This window comes from Micromonospora noduli, assembly GCF_003264365.1.
GTDB classification, from domain to species: Bacteria; Actinomycetota; Actinomycetes; order Mycobacteriales; family Micromonosporaceae; genus Micromonospora; species Micromonospora noduli.
The window spans coordinates 1-16254 of record NZ_PYAK01000008.1 but is presented as its reverse complement, the minus strand read 5'-3'; the positions used below and the strand labels follow the sequence as shown (position 1 = coordinate 16254).

The 16254-nt window shown below is 69.6% G+C and carries 14 protein-coding genes; 9 read left to right on the top strand and 5 right to left on the bottom strand.

Annotated elements, in window-relative coordinates; all coding sequences use genetic code 11:
- The first annotated feature begins 69 nt into the window (after positions 1-69).
- Together GUI43_RS08560 and galT are read left to right on the top strand one after the other, a co-directional pair.
- Complete coding sequence (locus tag GUI43_RS08560; RefSeq protein ID WP_112583761.1) at positions 70-876, top strand: DeoR/GlpR family DNA-binding transcription regulator; 807 nt, start codon at positions 70-72, stop codon at positions 874-876.
- Between the two features lie 12 nt (positions 877-888).
- Positions 889-1965, top strand: a complete 1077-nt coding sequence (gene galT, locus GUI43_RS08555; protein ID WP_112605027.1) for a galactose-1-phosphate uridylyltransferase — start codon at positions 889-891, stop codon at positions 1963-1965.
- Positions 1966-2289: 324 nt separating this feature from the next.
- On the opposite strand, the gene GUI43_RS08550 is transcribed toward galT, so the two are convergent.
- Entirely contained in the window at positions 2290-3507 is a 1218-nt protein-coding gene (locus GUI43_RS08550) for an NADP-dependent isocitrate dehydrogenase (RefSeq protein WP_091406326.1), read from the bottom strand.
- Between the two features lie 137 nt (positions 3508-3644).
- On the opposite strand from GUI43_RS08550, the gene GUI43_RS08545 reads away from it, so the two are divergent.
- Positions 3645-4457 carry an MBL fold metallo-hydrolase gene (locus GUI43_RS08545; RefSeq protein WP_112698513.1) on the top strand — a complete coding sequence of 271 codons (813 nt, stop codon included), beginning with the start codon at positions 3645-3647 and terminating at the stop codon, positions 4455-4457.
- Positions 4458-4676: 219 nt separating this feature from the next.
- On the opposite strand, the gene GUI43_RS08540 is transcribed toward GUI43_RS08545, so the two are convergent.
- Both GUI43_RS08540 and GUI43_RS08535 read right to left on the bottom strand, forming a co-directional pair.
- Positions 4677-5627 (bottom strand): malate dehydrogenase, encoded by a 951-nt coding sequence (locus GUI43_RS08540; protein WP_112583765.1) that lies wholly within the window; start codon positions 5625-5627, stop codon positions 4677-4679.
- 139 nt (positions 5628-5766) lie between these two features.
- Positions 5767-6627: a bifunctional methylenetetrahydrofolate dehydrogenase/methenyltetrahydrofolate cyclohydrolase gene (locus GUI43_RS08535; RefSeq protein ID WP_088950132.1), complete on the bottom strand. Its 861-nt coding sequence runs from the start codon at positions 6625-6627 to the stop codon at positions 5767-5769.
- A gap of 484 nt (positions 6628-7111) precedes the next feature.
- On the opposite strand from GUI43_RS08535, the gene GUI43_RS08530 reads away from it, so the two are divergent.
- The 5 genes from GUI43_RS08530 to GUI43_RS08510 all read left to right on the top strand — a co-directional run bounded on the left by GUI43_RS08530 (position 7112) and on the right by GUI43_RS08510 (position 12852).
- On the top strand, positions 7112-8713 hold the full coding sequence (locus GUI43_RS08530; protein ID WP_112698512.1) for a peptide ABC transporter substrate-binding protein: 1602 nt from the start codon (positions 7112-7114) through the stop codon (positions 8711-8713).
- Positions 8714-8910: 197 nt separating this feature from the next.
- The gene (locus GUI43_RS08525; protein WP_112583767.1) at positions 8911-9849 is read left to right on the top strand and encodes an ABC transporter permease; all 939 of its coding nucleotides are present in this window, start codon (positions 8911-8913) and stop codon (positions 9847-9849) included.
- Positions 9842-10798, top strand: coding sequence for an ABC transporter permease (locus tag GUI43_RS08520; RefSeq protein WP_091406338.1), 957 nt, complete (start codon positions 9842-9844; stop codon positions 10796-10798). The genes GUI43_RS08525 and GUI43_RS08520 overlap by 8 nt, the downstream gene beginning before the upstream one ends.
- Before the next feature lie 7 nt (positions 10799-10805).
- Entirely contained in the window at positions 10806-11837 is a 1032-nt protein-coding gene (locus GUI43_RS08515) for an ABC transporter ATP-binding protein (protein ID WP_112583768.1), read from the top strand.
- Positions 11818-12852 carry an ABC transporter ATP-binding protein gene (locus GUI43_RS08510; protein WP_112583769.1) on the top strand — a complete coding sequence of 345 codons (1035 nt, stop codon included), beginning with the start codon at positions 11818-11820 and terminating at the stop codon, positions 12850-12852. Before GUI43_RS08515 ends, GUI43_RS08510 begins: the two co-directional genes overlap by 20 nt.
- A 100-nt stretch (positions 12853-12952) precedes the next feature.
- Here the strand turns inward: GUI43_RS08510 and purH are convergent, their stop codons facing one another.
- Both purH and purN read right to left on the bottom strand, forming a co-directional pair.
- Positions 12953-14524 carry a bifunctional phosphoribosylaminoimidazolecarboxamide formyltransferase/IMP cyclohydrolase gene (gene purH / locus GUI43_RS08505; protein WP_112583770.1) on the bottom strand — a complete coding sequence of 524 codons (1572 nt, stop codon included), beginning with the start codon at positions 14522-14524 and terminating at the stop codon, positions 12953-12955.
- A complete protein-coding gene (gene purN, locus GUI43_RS08500; RefSeq protein WP_112583771.1) occupies positions 14521-15141 on the bottom strand; it encodes a phosphoribosylglycinamide formyltransferase in 621 nt (206 codons plus the stop codon). The genes purH and purN overlap by 4 nt, the downstream gene beginning before the upstream one ends.
- 289 nt (positions 15142-15430) lie before the next feature.
- Between purN and GUI43_RS08495 the strand changes: the two genes are divergently transcribed.
- Positions 15431-15985 carry a DUF4190 domain-containing protein gene (locus GUI43_RS08495; protein WP_112583772.1) on the top strand — a complete coding sequence of 185 codons (555 nt, stop codon included), beginning with the start codon at positions 15431-15433 and terminating at the stop codon, positions 15983-15985.
- The last annotated feature ends 269 nt before the right edge of the window (positions 15986-16254 follow it).

Here is a 16254-nt window from a genome sequence, read left to right as displayed (position 1 = left end):
CTAGTGTTCATCTTTGTTGGAACACGTTTGACCGCGTGAGGTACGTGGACGTCCGGGGAGGCACGGCTGATGCTCGCTCAGCAGCGGCAGGCGGCCATCCTGGAGCGGGTCCGCTCGACCGGCGGCGTCCGGGTCAGCGAGTTGGCAGGCGAGTTCGGCGTGTCCGACATGACCATCCGGCGTGACCTGGACGCGCTGCACGAGCGTGGCCTGCTGGCCAAGGTGCACGGCGGTGCCACCACGACCGGGCCGAGCTCGACCGACGAGCCGGGTTTCCACGCCAAGTCGGTCCGCCAACTGCCCGAGAAGGCGGCCATCGCCGACCGGGCGGCCCAGTTGGTCCGGCCGGGAGCGGCGATCGCGCTCTCCGCCGGCACCACCACCGCCGAGCTGGCCCGCCGGCTTGTGGACGTGCCCGAGCTGACCGTCGTCACCAACTCGCTGCCGGTCGCCGAGATCATGCACGCCGGCGGCCGCCCGGACCAGACGGTGGTGCTCACCGGCGGCGTACGCACACCGTCGGACGCGCTGGTCGGTCCACTCGCGGTCGGGGCCGTCCGGTCACTGCACCTTGATCTGCTCTTCCTGGGTGTCCACGGCATCACCGAGCGGGCCGGCTTCACCACCCCGAACCTGATGGAGGCGGAGACCGATCGGGCACTCGTGGCCGCGGCGGACCAACTGGTGGTGCTCGCCGACCACACCAAGTGGGGCACGGTGGGCATCTCCTCGATCGTCGCGTTGGCGGCGGCCCACGTACTGGTCAGCGACGACCGGTTGCCTCCACCCGCACGACGGGTACTCGGCGAACAGGTGGGCGAATTGATCATGGTGAAGGCGAGGGGCGGGCCGCGTGATGCGCACGCCGACAACTGAGGGGACGGCGCCGTGAAGCGCACCGCGATCGACCTGGCCGACGGCCGGGAGCTGATCTACTTCGACGAGCGCGACGACGCGGTCCGCGACCAGCCGGACCGCCGGGACCTGCCGCCGCCTCCCCCCGCGTCGCAGCTGCGCTACGACCCGTTGACCGACGAGTGGGTGGCGGTCGCCGTGCACCGGCAGACCCGCATCTTCCTCCCGCCGGCGAACGAGTGCCCTCTCGACCCGTCGGTGGGCGACCGGCTGACCGAGATCCCCGCACCCGACTACGACGTGGTGGTCTTCGAGAACCGGTTTCCGTCGCTGAGCGGTCGGGTGGCCGAGGAGCCCGGGGAGATCACCCCGTTCACACCGGTCCGGCCGGGCCTCGGCCGGTGCGAGGTGGTCTGCTTCACGTCGGATCACAACGCCTCCTTCGCCAGCCTGCCGCCGCGCCGGGTCCGCACCGTGCTGGACGCCCTCGCCGACCGCACCGAGGTGCTCGGCGCGCTGCCCGGCGTCGAGCAGATCTTCTGCTTCGAGAACCGGGGCGTTGAAATCGGTGTCACGCTGCACCATCCGCACGGCCAGATCTACGCGTACCCCTTCGTGACGCCGCGCACCCGCGCGCTGCTGGCCGCGGCGCGCCGGCACGCCGAGCGGACCGGCGGCGGCAACCTGTACGCGGACGTGCTAGCTGCCGAGCGTGCTACCGGTGACCGGGTGGTCGCGGAGAACGAACACTGGACGGCGTTCGTCCCGGCGGCCGCCCGCTGGCCGTTCGAGGTGCACGTCGCGCCGCACCGCGTGGTGCCGGACATCCCGGCGCTCAGTGACAGCGAGCGGGACGCCTTCGGGCCGCTCTACCTGGATCTGCTGCGCCGCTTCGACGGCCTGTTCGACATGCCGATGCCGTACATCTCGGCCTGGCACCAGGCGCCCGTGCGGGTCGACCGCGAGCTGGGCCACCTGCACCTTCAGCTGTTCAGCATCCGGCGGGCCCAGGACAAGCTGAAGTACCTGGCCGGCTCCGAGTCCGGGATGGGCGTCTTCATCAATGACATCGCCCCGGAGCGGGCCGCCGAGTTGCTTCGCGCCGCCTGAGCGGCCCCTGCGGTGCGCTGGTCCTGAGTTTGCGCGGTGCGGCATGAGCTTGGCGGGAAACAGGGCGCGGGGGGCCCGGGACAGGGCCCCCCGCAGGGAAGGGACGGCTGGCTGTGCACGGCACAGCCGGGAAGGCTGGCTGATCGGCGCACGGGTGCCGCGGGTCGACCGTGGTCAACCTTCCTTGGACGCGACTGGCATCTCGTCCATCCTGGTCAACGAGGCGCGCCGGCCGCAGTGACGCCGATCGGCGCGGCGGTGTCGGACACGCCGAAGCCCGCCGGCAGTGGTGCCGGCGGGCTTCGTTGACGCGGTACGCCTGGATCAGGCAGCGATCTTGCGGGCCAGGTTCTCGTCGAGCGCGTTCATGAACTCGTCGGTGGTCAGCCACGGGGCGTCGCGCGAGATGAGCAGCGAGAGGTCCTTGGTCATCTGGCCGCCCTCGACGGTGTCGACGATGACCTGCTCCAGGGTGTTGGCGAACTCGGTGACCGCCGGCGTGCCGTCCAGCTTGCCCCGGTGGGCGAGGCCCCGGGTCCAGGCGTAGATCGACGCGATCGGGTTGGTCGAGGTCTTCTCGCCCTTCTGGTACTGCCGGTAGTGCCGGGTGACAGTGCCGTGCGCGGCCTCGGCCTCGACGGTCCGGCCGTCCGGGGAGAGCAGGACGGAGGTCATCAGACCCAGCGAGCCGAAGCCCTGCGCGACGGTGTCGGACTGCACGTCACCGTCGTAGTTCTTGCAGGCCCAGACGTAGCCGCCCTCCCACTTGAGCGCGGCGGCGACCATGTCGTCGATGAGCCGGTGCTCGTAGGTGATGCCGGCGGCGTCGAACTCGGCCTTGAACTCGGCTTCGAACACCTCGGCGAAGAGGTCCTTGAACCGACCGTCGTACGCCTTGAGGATGGTGTTCTTGGTGGACAGGTAGACCGGGTAGTTGCGGTCCAGTCCGTACCGGAACGACGCCCGGGCGAAGTCCCGGATCGACTCGTCGTAGTTGTACATGCCCATGGCGATGCCGCCGCCGGGGAAGTTGGCGACCTCCATCTCCATCGGCGCGCCGCCGTCGGCCGGGGTGTAGGTGATGGTCACCGTGCCCGGGCCGGGGACGACGAAGTCGGTGGCCTTGTACTGGTCACCGTGGGCGTGCCGGCCGATGATGATCGGCTTGGTCCAGCCGGGGACCAGCCGCGGCACGTTGGACATGATGATCGGCTCACGGAAGACGACGCCGCCGAGGATGTTGCGGATGGTGCCGTTTGGCGACCGCCACATCTTCTTCAGGCCGAACTCCTCGACCCGGGCCTCGTCCGGGGTGATGGTCGCGCACTTGACGCCGACGCCGTGCTCCTTGATGGCGTTGGCGGCGTCGATCGTGACCTGGTCGTCGGTCTCGTCGCGGTGCTGGATCGACAGGTCGTAGTAGTGCAGGTCGACGTCGAGGTAGGGCAGGATCAGCTGCTCCCGGATCTGCTTCCAGATGATCCGGGTCATCTCGTCGCCGTCGAGTTCTACGACCGGGTTGTTTACCTTGATCTTCGCCATCGGCCGGCGCTCCTCTCGGGGGACACGTGCTCAAGCAGTACGAGCGTACTGCAATTGGGCCGGCAGCCCCCAGCCGGCCTCGACCGGCCGGCGGAACCGGGCTGCGCGGAACAGGAATGCCCTGGAATCATCGTCCGATGCCACTGAACCGCACCCTCGGGTCTATCACGGTCACCGCACTCACCGACGGCGAGGGTGCCTTCTTCCAGCCCCGCACGGAGGCGTTTCCGCAGGCCACAGCGGGGCACTGGGCGGAGGCCGACCGGCGCGACCCCGGCTCGGTGACCGCCGACGGGCAGTGGTGGCTGCCGTTCCGCAGCTTCGCGATCCGCGTCGGCGACGGGCCGGTCACGCTGGTCGACGCCGGGATCGGCCCGGTCGACGCACCCGCCGCGAGCTGGGCACCCGTGCCGGGGCGGCTGCCCGCCGAGTTGGCCGCCGCGGGCATCGACCCCGCAGATGTCGACACTGTCGTCCTGACCCACCTGCACAGCGATCACATCGGCTGGGCGGTCACCGGCACGCCGGGGCTGCCGTACTTCCCGAACGCGAGCTACCTGCTGCAGCGCGCCGAACTCGACGCGGCGGAGACGCTCAACCCCGGGCTGCCGGCCGGCCTCATCGCACCCTTGCGCGCCGCCGGCCAGCTCCGGGTGGTCGACGGCGAAACCGCCCTCACCCCAGCGGTACGTCTGCTGCCCACCCCGGGCCACACGCCCGGTCACCAGTCGGTGCTCCTGACCTCGGCCGACGAACGGATGCTGCTCACCGGGGACCTACTGGTGCACATGGTGCAACTCGTCAACCCCGACCTGGCGTACGCCCACGAGGAAGACCCGGACCTGGCTCGCACCTCCCGGCTGACCGCCCTACGCACCCACTCCCCCACCGTCCTGGCCACCCCCCACCTCGGCACCCCCTTCACCCCCCACCAGCCCACCCAGGCCTGAAGCGCGGTCCCAATCGAAATACGCCCACCCCACCCCACCCCCACCCCCAACTGGTTGATCAAGAGGTTTGCGTCACCGCAGGCGCGATTCTTGACGCAAACCTCTTGATCAACCGGGGGCGGGGAGGGCGGAGCCGGGGTCGGCGGGGTTGGGGCTGGACGGCGAAGGGCGCGCCGGGTTTGCCGGCGCGCCCTTCGCTGGTGCTGTGGTTCGGGGGAACTACATGCTGGAGATGTCGCCCTGCTTGGCGCGGACGGCTTCCGCAGCCTCCAGGAGGCTGGCACGCTCGTCGGCGTCCAGGTCGGTCTCGACGACCCGCTTGACGCCCTCGGCGCCGATCTCGGCCTCGACACCCAGGTAGACACCGGAGATGCCGTACTCGCCGTCAACCCAGGCGCAGACCGGCATGACCTCGCCGGAGTCCTCTGCGACGGCCTTCGCCATCCGAGCCGCAGCGGCGGACGGGGCGTAGTAGGCAGAACCGGTCTTGAGCAGCGCGACCACCTCGGCGCCACCGTTGCGGGTCTTGACGACCAGCTCCTCGATCTGCTCGGCCGGCATGGCGTCGCGCAACGGCTTGCCGTTGACGGTGCTCTTCGACGGCACCGGGACCATGGTGTCGCCGTGCGAGCCCAGGGTCAGCGTGCGTACCGAGGCCACCGGCACGTTCAGCGCCTCGGCGACGAAGTTGCTGAACCGGGCGGTGTCGAGCATGCCGGCCTGGCCGAGCACCCGGTTCTTCGGGAACTGGGTGGCGAGCTGGGCCAGCGCGGTCATCTCGTCCAGCGGGTTGGAGACCACGATGACGACGGCGTTCGGGGCGTACTTGGCGACGTTCTCGGCGACCTGGCGGACGATCTTGGCGTTGGTCTCCAGCAGGTCCATCCGGCTCATGCCGGGCTTGCGCGGCAGACCAGCGGTGATCACGACGACGTCGGAGCCCTCGATGCTCTCGTAGCCCTCACCGTTGGGGCCGGTGGTCACGCCGACCACCTTGGTCTCGAAGCCCTCGATGGCCCGGGACTGGTTGAGGTCGAGCGCGAGGCCCGCGGGCTTGCCCTCCACGATGTCGGTGATCACTACGGTGTCGAAGACGTCGTACTCGGCCAGGCGCTGTGCGGTGGTGGAGCCGTAGAAGCCAGCCCCGACGACAGTGACCTTCTTACCCATGGTCGTCCCACTCCCTGATACCAGTCGGTTTTCCGGACCGTATCAGTCATCCTGGCACCGATCAGGCCAGGGGCGGCGGCCATCGCCGGGATGGGGTGAACGTCACCGCCGTCCTGGTTCGACGCTACCGAGGTGCGGGTCAGCCGCGCTCGGCACGCTCGACGACGTTGGTGAGCAGCATGGCCCGGGTCATCGGGCCCACACCGCCGGGCATGGGGACCAGCGCGCCGGCCGTCTCAGCCACCTCCGGGTCGACGTCGCCGGTGTAGCGACCCTTGCCGTCCGCTCCGATCACGCGGGTGATGCCGACGTCCACCACCACCGCGCCGGGGTTGATCATGTCGGCGGTGAGCAGACCCGGTACGCCGGCCGCGACGATGACGATGTCGGCGGCCCGGGTGTGCGAGGCGAGGTCGAGGGTGCCGGTGTGGCAGAGGGTGACAGTGGCGTTCTCGCTGCGCCTGGTGAGCAGCAGGCCGAGCGGTCGGCCGACGGTGTTGCCACGACCGACCACCGCGACGGTGGCCCCGCGCAGCGCCACGTCGTGCCGGCGGAGCAGCTCGACGATGCCGCGCGGGGTGCACGGCAGCGGACCGTCGTAGCCCAGCACGAGCCGACCCAGGTTGACCGGGTGCAGGCCGTCGGCGTCCTTGTCCGGGTCGATCAACTCAAGCACCCGCTGGGTGTCGAGGTGGGCCGGCAGCGGCAGTTGAACGATGTAGCCGTGGCACGCCGGGTCGGCGTTCAGCTCGGCCAGTACGTCGTCGACCTGCTGTTGGGTGGCGTCGGCCGGCAGTTCGCGGCGGATCGAGGCGATGCCCACCTCGGCGCAGTCGCGGTGCTTGCCGTTGACGTACGCCTGACTGCCCGGGTCCGCACCGACCAGGACCGTGCCGAGCCCGGGGGTGATGCCGCGTTCCGCGAGTGCCTTCACCCGGATGCGCAGCTCGTCCTTGATCTCCGCTGCGGTTGCCTTGCCGTCCAGAAGCGTCGCCGTCACGACCAGATCGTCTCACGGCCGCCGCTCGCGGATCAGACGACCTCGCTCCAGGCCGTCCGCCGACCCGTGGCGGTGGGGCGGCCCACCGGACGGGCCGGGCCAGGGCGGGTGATCGCTACTGAAGTCACCGTGCGTGAGGTGTTGCTAGTCACTTTCGGTGACAATTTGTGGGTTCGATCACGCTCGAACCAGACAGCAGAGACCAGCTCCACGGAGACAGGACGGCCGCCCCAGGCGGCGCCCGGACGGTCGAGCGGGGGCAAACACGTCGCCCGCCATCGCAATTTCCGCAGGCCGACGTCGATAAACCCGGTTTGGGGTAGCAGATTCACTCGCCCTCGACAAGAGAGGCAACCCCGGACCGTTACCCACCCGCAACCGCGTCGTTGTCGAAGGCCCGTCGCCGACCTACCGTTACCGCTTGTTGCGCAGCGTAACCCAGCGTCGGGCCTGACTGCGCAGCGTGAGGAGATGAGGAGGCTCAATGCGAGTTCGTAGACTCGCCGCCTGGACCGCCCTCCCGCTCGCGGTGACGCTGGGCCTCGCGGCCTGCGGCAGCGGCGGAGACGGTGGATCCGGTGGCAGCGACAGTTCGGTGGTCAGCATCCAGATCGCCGAGCCGAAGCACCTGGTTCCCACCAACACCACCGAGACGTCCGGGTCGCAGGTGCTCGCCGGCCTGTTCAGCCCGCTCGTCGACTACGACGCCCAGAACAAGCCGTACGAGGTCGCCGCGCAGTCGATCACCTCGTCCGACAACAAGGTCTGGACGATCAAGCTCAAGGACGGCTTCACCTTCCACAACGGTGAGAAGGTCACGTCCGAGGACTACATCAACGCGTGGAACTACGGCGCGTACGCCCCGAACGGCCAGGACAGCAACTTCTTCTTCGAGAAGATCGCTGGTTACGCCGACCTCCAGGGCAAGGCGCCGAAGGCCAAGGAGATGTCCGGTCTGAAGAAGGTCGACGACCTCACCTTCACCGCGACGCTCTCCGAGCCGTACATCGACTTCAAGACGACGCTGGGCTACAACGCGTTCTACCCGATGCCGGACGCCGCGTTCTCGGCTCCGGGCGTGCTCAAGGACTCCTACGAGCAGGCGCCGATCGGGCAGGGCCCCTTCAAGATGAAGGGCGCCTGGCAGCACGACAGCAAGATCGACGTCGAGCGCTACGACGCGTACCCGGGCGAGAAGCCCAAGGTCAAGAACATCGAGTTCCGGATCTACCAGCAGCTCACCGCGGCCTACGCGGACGTCCTGGCGGACAACCTGGACGTGCTGCCCACGATCCCGACCGAGAGCCTGAGCACCGCGCCGAGCGACCTGGGCGACCGGTACAGGACCAGCCCGATGTCGTCGTTCCAGTTCCTCGCGTTCCCGACGTTCGACAAGGACTACAGCAGCCCGGACGTGCGCAAGGCCATCTCGATGGCGATCGACCGTGACGAGATCACCAAGTCGGTCTTCAAGGGTTCGCAGACGTCGGCTCGTTCCTTCGTCTCGCCGGTCCTCCCGGGCTACCGGGAGAACACCGCGGGCAAGGCCGGCGAGTTCAACCCGACCGAGGCCAAGAAGCTCTACCAGGCCGCCGGCGGTCCGTCGAAGATCGTCATCTCGTACAACGGCGACGGCGGGCACAAGGACTGGGTCGACGCCACTGTCAACCAGCTCAAGGCCAACCTGGGCGTCGACGCGGTCGGCTCGGCCGAGCCGAAGTTCGCCGACCTGCTGACCAAGGTCGAGAAGAAGACGCCGGTGGGTGCGTTCCGGATGGGTTGGGTCATGGACTACCCGACCATGGAGGACTACCTCGGCCCGCTGTACAGCACGAACGGCTCGTCGAACTACTACGGCTACAGCAACCCGGAGTTCGACAAGCTGGTCAAGGAGGGTTCCGCCGCCAAGACGCAGGACGAGGCGATCGCCAAGTACCAGCAGGCGGAGGACATCCTGGCCAAGGACATGCCGGTGATCCCGCTCCGCTTCGGCGAGAACGTGTTCGGCCACTCGTCCAAGGTCAAGAACGTGGAGATGGACCTGTTCCAGCGGGTCAACCTCGTCAAGATCGAAGCAGCCAGCTGAGCTGACCATGGTGCGGGCCACCCGGGCGACGATGCCCGGGTGGCCCCGACCGCGCCACCGGGGCCGGGCCGCAGCAGCGGACCCGGCGTCGGTGGCGCCGGCTCCCCCGGGCCGGACGGCACGTCTCGGATATTTCGGGTACGACCAGAGATGCCGTCCTGCGACCCTTTCGCACATTTCCGGAGAGACTGCTAAGCATGTTCCGCTACATCCTGCGGCGCCTACTGCAGATGGTCCTGGCGTTCTTCGGGACCACCCTGATCGTCTACGCGCTGACATTCGCCGGGCAGGGCGACCCGATCCAGGCGCTCGCCGGCGAACGGCCGGTGACGCCAGCGCAGCGGGCCTACCTCACCGAGAAGTACAACCTGGATCAGACGGGCGTCGGCGGCTTCTTCTACCGCTACTTCGACTACGTGAAGGACCTGCTCCAGGGCAACCTGGGCGAGTCGCTCACCGGTCGGAGCATCGGTGACATCCTCCAGCAGGCCTGGCCGGTCACCGTTCGGCTCGCGCTCATCGCGCTCGCCGTGGCGATCATCTTCGGTGTCACCGCCGGGGTCCTCGCCGGCATCCGCCGGGCCAGCATCTTCGACAACTCGACGCTGGTGCTGACCCTGCTGGTGCTGGGCATCCCGACGATCGTGCTGGCGCCACTGGCGCAGTACTTCCTGGGCGTCAAGTGGCAGCTCTTCCCACCCACCGCCGGCTCCGACCCGACGTTCTACGCGCTCCTGCTGCCGGGCATCGTGCTCGGCTCGCTGTCGCTGGCCACCGCCCTACGACTCACCCGGGCCTCGGTGGCGGAGAACCTGCGCGCGGACTACGTCCGGACCGCCCGGTCCAAGGGCCTGGTCAAGCGGCGCATCGTCATCGTCCACGTGCTGCGCAACTCACTGATCCCGGTGGTCACCTTCCTCGGTGTGGAACTGGGCAACCTGATGAGCGGCGCGATCATCACCGAGGGCGTCTTCAACATCCCCGGCGTGGGCTTCAACCTCTTCCGCGGCATCCGCACCGAGGACGGCCCCCTGGTGGTGGGCATCGTCAGCGTGCTCGTCGTGGTCTACCTGGTCTCGAACCTGGTGGTGGACGTCCTGTACGCCGTACTCGACCCGAGGATCCGCTATGAGTGATTTTGAAACTGTGGCGGCCACCGAGAACCAGGCCGCGCGACGTGGCCCCTCGGGGGAGCCGGGCACGCCCAACCAGGTCGGCGCCGCGAACAAGCCCCGCAGCCTGGCCGGGGACGCCTGGCGCGACCTGCGCCGCAACCCGATCTTCTGGATCTCGCTGGCGCTCGTCGTCATCTTCACCCTGATGGCGCTGCTCCCCGGGGTCTTCACCGCCAACAGCCCGAACGACTGCCTGCTCTCCCGGCAGCACGCCGGGCCGTCCGGCGGGGCCATCTTCGGGTACGACTTCCAGGGCTGCGACACGTACTCCCGGGCGGTCTACGGCACCCGGGCATCGCTGCTGGTCGGTGCGCTCGCCGCGCTCGGCACCGGCATCATCGCGCTGGTGATCGGCATGTTGGCCGGTTACTTCGGCCGCTGGGTCGACGCGGTGCTCTCCCGGGTGATCGACGTGGTGCTCGGCATTCCGCTGCTGCTGGCCGCGATCGTGCTGCTCAAGCGGGTGTCCAGTGACAGCCAGTGGGCTCGGATCGGCGCGGTCGTCTTCGTGTTGGCCCTCCTCGGTTGGACCACCGCCGCCCGCGTGGTCCGGTCCTCGGTGATCACCGCGAAGGAGCAGGACTACGTCGCGGCGGCCCGGATGCTCGGCGCCGGCAACAGCCGGATCATGTGGCGGCACATTCTGCCGAACTCGCTGGCCCCGGCGATCGTCGTGCTGACCATCGCGCTCGGCTCGTTCATCGCGGCCGAGGCGACGCTCTCCTTCCTCGGCATCGGCCTGAAGGCGCCCACCATCTCGTGGGGGCAGGACATCGACACCGGCCGGATCCACATGCGGGAGGCGGCCACTCCGTTGATCGTCCCGTCGGCCTTCCTGGCGCTGACCGTGCTGGCGTTCATCATGCTCGGCGACGCGATCCGTGACGCCTTCGACCCGAAGCTGCGGTGAGAACACCATGACCGTCAATCCAACTCCCGCCTCTGCCACCCCCGAGGGCGGCCACCTGCTGGAGCTGCGGGACCTGCACGTCGAGTTCCGCACCAACGAGGGCGTCGCCCGGGTGATCAACGGTGTGTCGTACCACCTGGACGCCGGCGAGACCCTTGCCGTGCTCGGCGAATCCGGCTCGGGTAAGTCGGTCACCGCCCAGGCGATCATGGGCATCCTGGACACCCCGCCCGCGTTCGTCCGCTCCGGCCAGATCCTCTACCAGGGTGAGGACCTGCTCACCCGCTCCGAGGAGCAGCGCCGGCAGGTACGCGGCAAGGAGATCGCGATGATCTTCCAGGACGCGCTCTCCGCCCTCAACCCGGTCTTCCCGGTCGGCTGGCAGATCGGTGAGACGCTGCGCCAGCGCGCCGGCATGTCCCGAGCCGACGCTCGACGTCGTGCCGTCGAACTGATGGATCTGGTCAAGATCCCCGGTGCCGCCAAGCGGATCGGCGACTACCCGCACCAGTTCTCCGGCGGCATGCGGCAGCGCGTCATGATCGCCATGGCGTTGGCGCTGGACCCGAAGGTGCTGATCGCCGACGAGCCCACCACGGCCCTCGACGTGACAGTGCAGGCCCAGATCATGGACCTGCTGGCCGACCTGCGCCGGGAACTCAACATGGCGATGATCCTGATCACCCACGACCTGGGTGTGGTCGCCGGTGTCGCGGACCGGATCGCGGTCATGTACGCCGGCCGGATCGTCGAGCACGCCGACGTCCGCTCGCTCTACAAGGCGCCCGCCCACCCGTACACCAAGGGGTTGTTGGAGTCGATCCCGCGCCTGGACGTTCGCGGCCAGGAACTGTCGACGATCAAGGGGTTGCCGCCGAACCTGATGCGTATCCCGTCCGGCTGCCCGTTCCACCCCCGGTGCCCCTACGTCCAGCAGGTCTGCGTGGACGAGGTGCCGCACGACCTGGTCCTCGGCGACGGCCGGACCAGCGCTTGCCACTTCGCGCAGGAGGTCCGTGATGACAGCGTCGCCCGCTAACCCCACCAAGGTCCGCGGCGAGACCATCCTCTCCGTCGACAACCTGGTGAAGCACTTCCCGATCACTCAGGGCGTGCTGTTCCAGCGGCAGATCGGGGCGGTGAAGGCCGTCGACGGGGTGAGCTTCGAGCTGCGTCGGGGCGAGACGCTCGGCGTGGTCGGCGAGTCCGGCTGCGGCAAGTCCACCCTCGCCCGGTTGCTGATGCGGTTGGAGACGCCCACCTCCGGACGCGCCACCCTGGAGGGCAAGGACCTGTTCAAGGCCTCCGGCGGTGAGCTGCGCCGGCTGCGCCGCAACATGCAGATGGTGATGCAGGACCCGTACACCTCGCTGAACCCGCGGATGACCGTCGGCGACATCATCGGCGAGCCGTTCGAGATCCACCCGGATGCCGCGCCGAAGGGCAGCAAGGCCAAGCGGGTCCAGGAGCTGTTGGACCTGGTCGGGCTCAACCCGGAGCACATCAACCGGTACCCGCACCAGTTCTCCGGCGGTCAGCGTCAGCGCATCGGCATCGCCCGCGCCCTCGCGCTGAAGCCCGAGGTGATCGTCTGCGACGAGCCGGTGTCGGCGCTCGACGTCTCCATCCAGGCCCAGGTGATCAACCTGCTCAAGCAGCTACAGGGCGAGCTGGGGCTCTCGTACATCTTCATCGCGCACGACCTGTCCGTGGTGCGGCACATCGCCGACCGCGTCGCGGTGATGTACCTCGGTCGGATCGTCGAGATCGGCACCGAGGACGAGATCTACGAGCGGGCCACCCACCCGTACACCCAGGCTCTGCTCTCTGCCGTGCCGGTGCCGGACCCGGAAGCCCGCGACCAGCGCAACATGATCCGGCTGGTCGGCGACGTGCCCAGCCCGGCCGACCCGCCGAGCGGGTGCCATTTCCGGACCCGCTGCTGGAAGGCCCAGGAAGTCTGCGCCGTCGAAGACCCGGCAACGGTCCCGAGAGCGGCGGACCCCCACCCCTCGGCCTGCCACTTCGCCGAACTCCGCCCCACCCCGGCCTGACCGGCCCAGACCCCTGCCGTTGATCATGAAGTTATTGCCCTGACACGCCGACGTGCAGGGCAATAACTTCATGATCGACGGGGTCTGGCCCCGGTGGGGGTTAGTGGAAGAAGTGGCGGGTGCCGGTCAGGTACATCGTCACGTTGGCCTTCTTGGCCGCCTCGATGACTTCTTCGTCGCGGATGGAGCCGCCGGGCTGCACGATGGCGCGGACGCCGGCGTCGATGAGGATCTGCGGGCCGTCGGCGAACGGGAAGAACGCGTCCGAGGCGGCGACCGAGCCGCGCGCCCGGTCGGCGCCGGCGCGGGTGACCGCGAGCTGCGCCGAGTCGACCCGGTTGACCTGACCCATGCCCACGCCGACGGTGGCGCCGTCCTTGGCGAGCAGGATCGCGTTGCTCTTCACCGCGCGGACCGCCCGCCAGGCGAACGCGAGGTCCCGCAGCAACTCCTCATCGGCGGCCTCGCCGGTCGCCAACTGCCAACTCGCCGGGTCGTCGCCGGGGGCGTTCACCCGGTCGGCGACCTGGGCCAGCACGCCACCGGTCACCGGCCGCAACTCCACCAGCGCCGGCGTCCAGGCCGGTGCCCGCAGCAGCCGGATGTTCTTCTTGCCCTGCAACACCTCGACCGCGCCCTCGTCGAAGCCGGGGGCGACCACCACCTCGGTGAAGATCTCGGCGACCTGCCGGGCCAGCTCGACCGAGACCGACCGGTTGACCGCGATGACACCGCCGAACGCCGACACCGGGTCGCACGCGTGCGCCCTGCGGTGCGCCTCGGCGACGTCCGCGCCGACCGCGATGCCGCACGGGTTGGCGTGCTTGATGATCGCCACCGCCGGCTGGTCGGCGAAGTCGTTCGCGGCCCGCCAGGCGGCGTCGGCGTCGACGTAGTTGTTGTACGACATCTCCTTGCCGTGCAGCTGCTCGGCCTGGGCCAGCCCCGCCGGGGCGTCCGGGTCGGTGTAGAGCGCGGCGGGCTGGTGCGGGTTTTCCCCGTACCGCAACGCCGTCGACTTGCGCAGCGCCAGCCCCGCGAACGCCGGCCAGGAGTCGTCGGCCGGGGCCAGCTCCCGGGCGCACCACTGGGCCACCGCGACGTCGTACTCGGCGATGTCGGCGAACGCCCGGGCGGCCAGCGCACGACGCTGGGCCATTGTGAAGCCACCCTCGCTGAGCGCGCCGAGCAGCGCCGGGTAACCGGCCGGGTCGGTGAGCACGGCGACCGAGGCGTGGTTCTTGGCGGCGGCCCGCACCATGGCCGGGCCACCGATGTCGATCTGCTCCACGCACTCCTCGACGTCGGCGCCGGAGGCGACGGTCGCCTGGAAGGGGTAGAGGTTCGAGACCAGCAGGTCGAACGCCGCCACGCCCAGCTCGTCCAGCTGCGCCACGTGCGTGTCCTTGCGCAGGTCCGCGAGGAGACCCGCGTGCACCTTCGGGTGCAGGGTCTTCACCCGGCCGTCGAGCACCTCGGGGAACCCGGTCACCGTCTCCACCGGCGTGACCGGCACCCCGGCGGCGGCGATGGTGCCCGCCGTGCTGCCGGTGGACACGATCTCCACGCCGGCCGCGTGCAGGGCCTGAGCCAGCTCGACCAGCCCGGTCTTGTCGTAGACGCTGACCAGCGCCCGCCTGATCGGGCGGCGCCCGTCCTGAGTGGGACTCACGGAACCGTGACCTTCCTTCCGGTGATGGTCCAGCCTTCGCGGACCAGCCGACCGACCTGCTCGACGAGCTGGCGTCGCTCGGCTTCCTTGATGCGCTCGGTGAGCGTGTCGACGTCGTCGTCGTCCAGCACCGGCACCGCTACCTGCGCGACGATCGGCCCGGTGTCCATGCCGGCGTCGACGAAGAAGAGGGTGGCCCCGGTGAGCTTCACGCCGTAGGCGAGTGCGTCACGCGGGCCGTGGATGCCGGGAAACGCCGGCAGCAGGGTGTTGTGCGTGTTCAGGTAGCGGTCGCCGAAGGCGGCGAGGAAGTGCGGACCGACCAGCTTGAGGAAACCGGCGGAGATGACCAGGTCGGGTTGGTGCTTCGCGACGTGCGCGGTGAGCGCGCGGTCCCAGTCCTCCCGGGTGTCGTGGTCGCGGACCCGTTCGACGAAGGTCGGCACCCCCGCCGCCTCGGCCCGGTCCAGGCCCGCGATGCCGTCGCGGTCCGCGCCGACCGCGACGACCTGTGCGCCGTACGCGGGGTCGGCGGCGGCATCCAGCAGCGACTGAAGGTTGCTCCCGGAGCCGGAGATGAGGACGACGATGCGGGCGACAGGCGCGGGCTCGGTCACCGGGCCACCCTATCGGGCAGGTCAGGGACGCCCTCCGGCTGGGCGGCGCGCCGATCTTCGACGGTGCCGACGTGCGTCGACCCGGTACGCTGCCGCTCGCTCGGGCCGAACGCCGCACCGGCCCACACACCGCCCCTGATCCGGCACACGAAGCGGTCGACAAGGGCCCGTTTGCCTGCTTTGGGAGACATGTCGTCCTGTTGCTGTACTGGGCTTTGGGAGGACTGACCGCGATCATGGATGGAAACAAGAGCACCAACTGACGGAACCAGTCCAAGGAGCTTCTCGAATGCAGCCCGGTAACCCCGGTCAGGACCCGTACGGCCAGCAGCCCAACCAGGACCCGACCGCTCCCCAGCCGCCGGCCGCCCCGTACGGCCAGCAGCCCACCTCCGGCCAGCCGTACGGTCAGCAGCCGCAGGACCCGTACGCCGCGCCGCAGGCCCCGTACGGTCAGCAGCCCACCTCGGGGCAGCCGTACGGTCAGCAGCCGCCGTACCAGGACCCGTACGCACAGCAGCAGCCCCCGTACGGCGCCGGCCCGACCTACCCGAACGCCGGGTACCCGCAGGCACAGGGGCAGAACAACACCCTCGGCCTGGTGTCGATGATCCTCGGTATCGCGTCGATCCCGCTGGTCTGCTGCCTGTACCTGGGCATCCCGGTCGGCATCGCGGGCATCGTGACCGGCTACCTCGCCAAGCAGAAGGTGGCCCAGGGGCAGGCAAACAACGCCGGCCAGGCCAAGGCCGGTCTGATCTGCGGCGCGGTCGGCGTCGGGCTGGGCATCCTGCTGCTCATCCTGAGCGTCGTGGCGCAGGTCAACCTGCCCACCCAGCCCTGACGGGCTCGGATTCGACGGGGCGCTCCGGGTTCGCCCGGGGCGCCCCGCGCTCGTCTACCGCGCGGGTCGCCAGGTCAGCGCCCGCGTGGCTGGGGCTCTACTGTGCGGGCCCGCGGGTCAGCGCCCGGGTGGCGGCGGCGCCGAGCAGCGCGCCGACCGCTATGACGCCGGCCGCTACCGCCCCGACCTGCCAGCCCACCGGCCCGACCTGGGACAGCCGACCGGCGCCGAGCGGCCCGCCGGAGACCGCCGCGGCCGCCCGGCCCCAG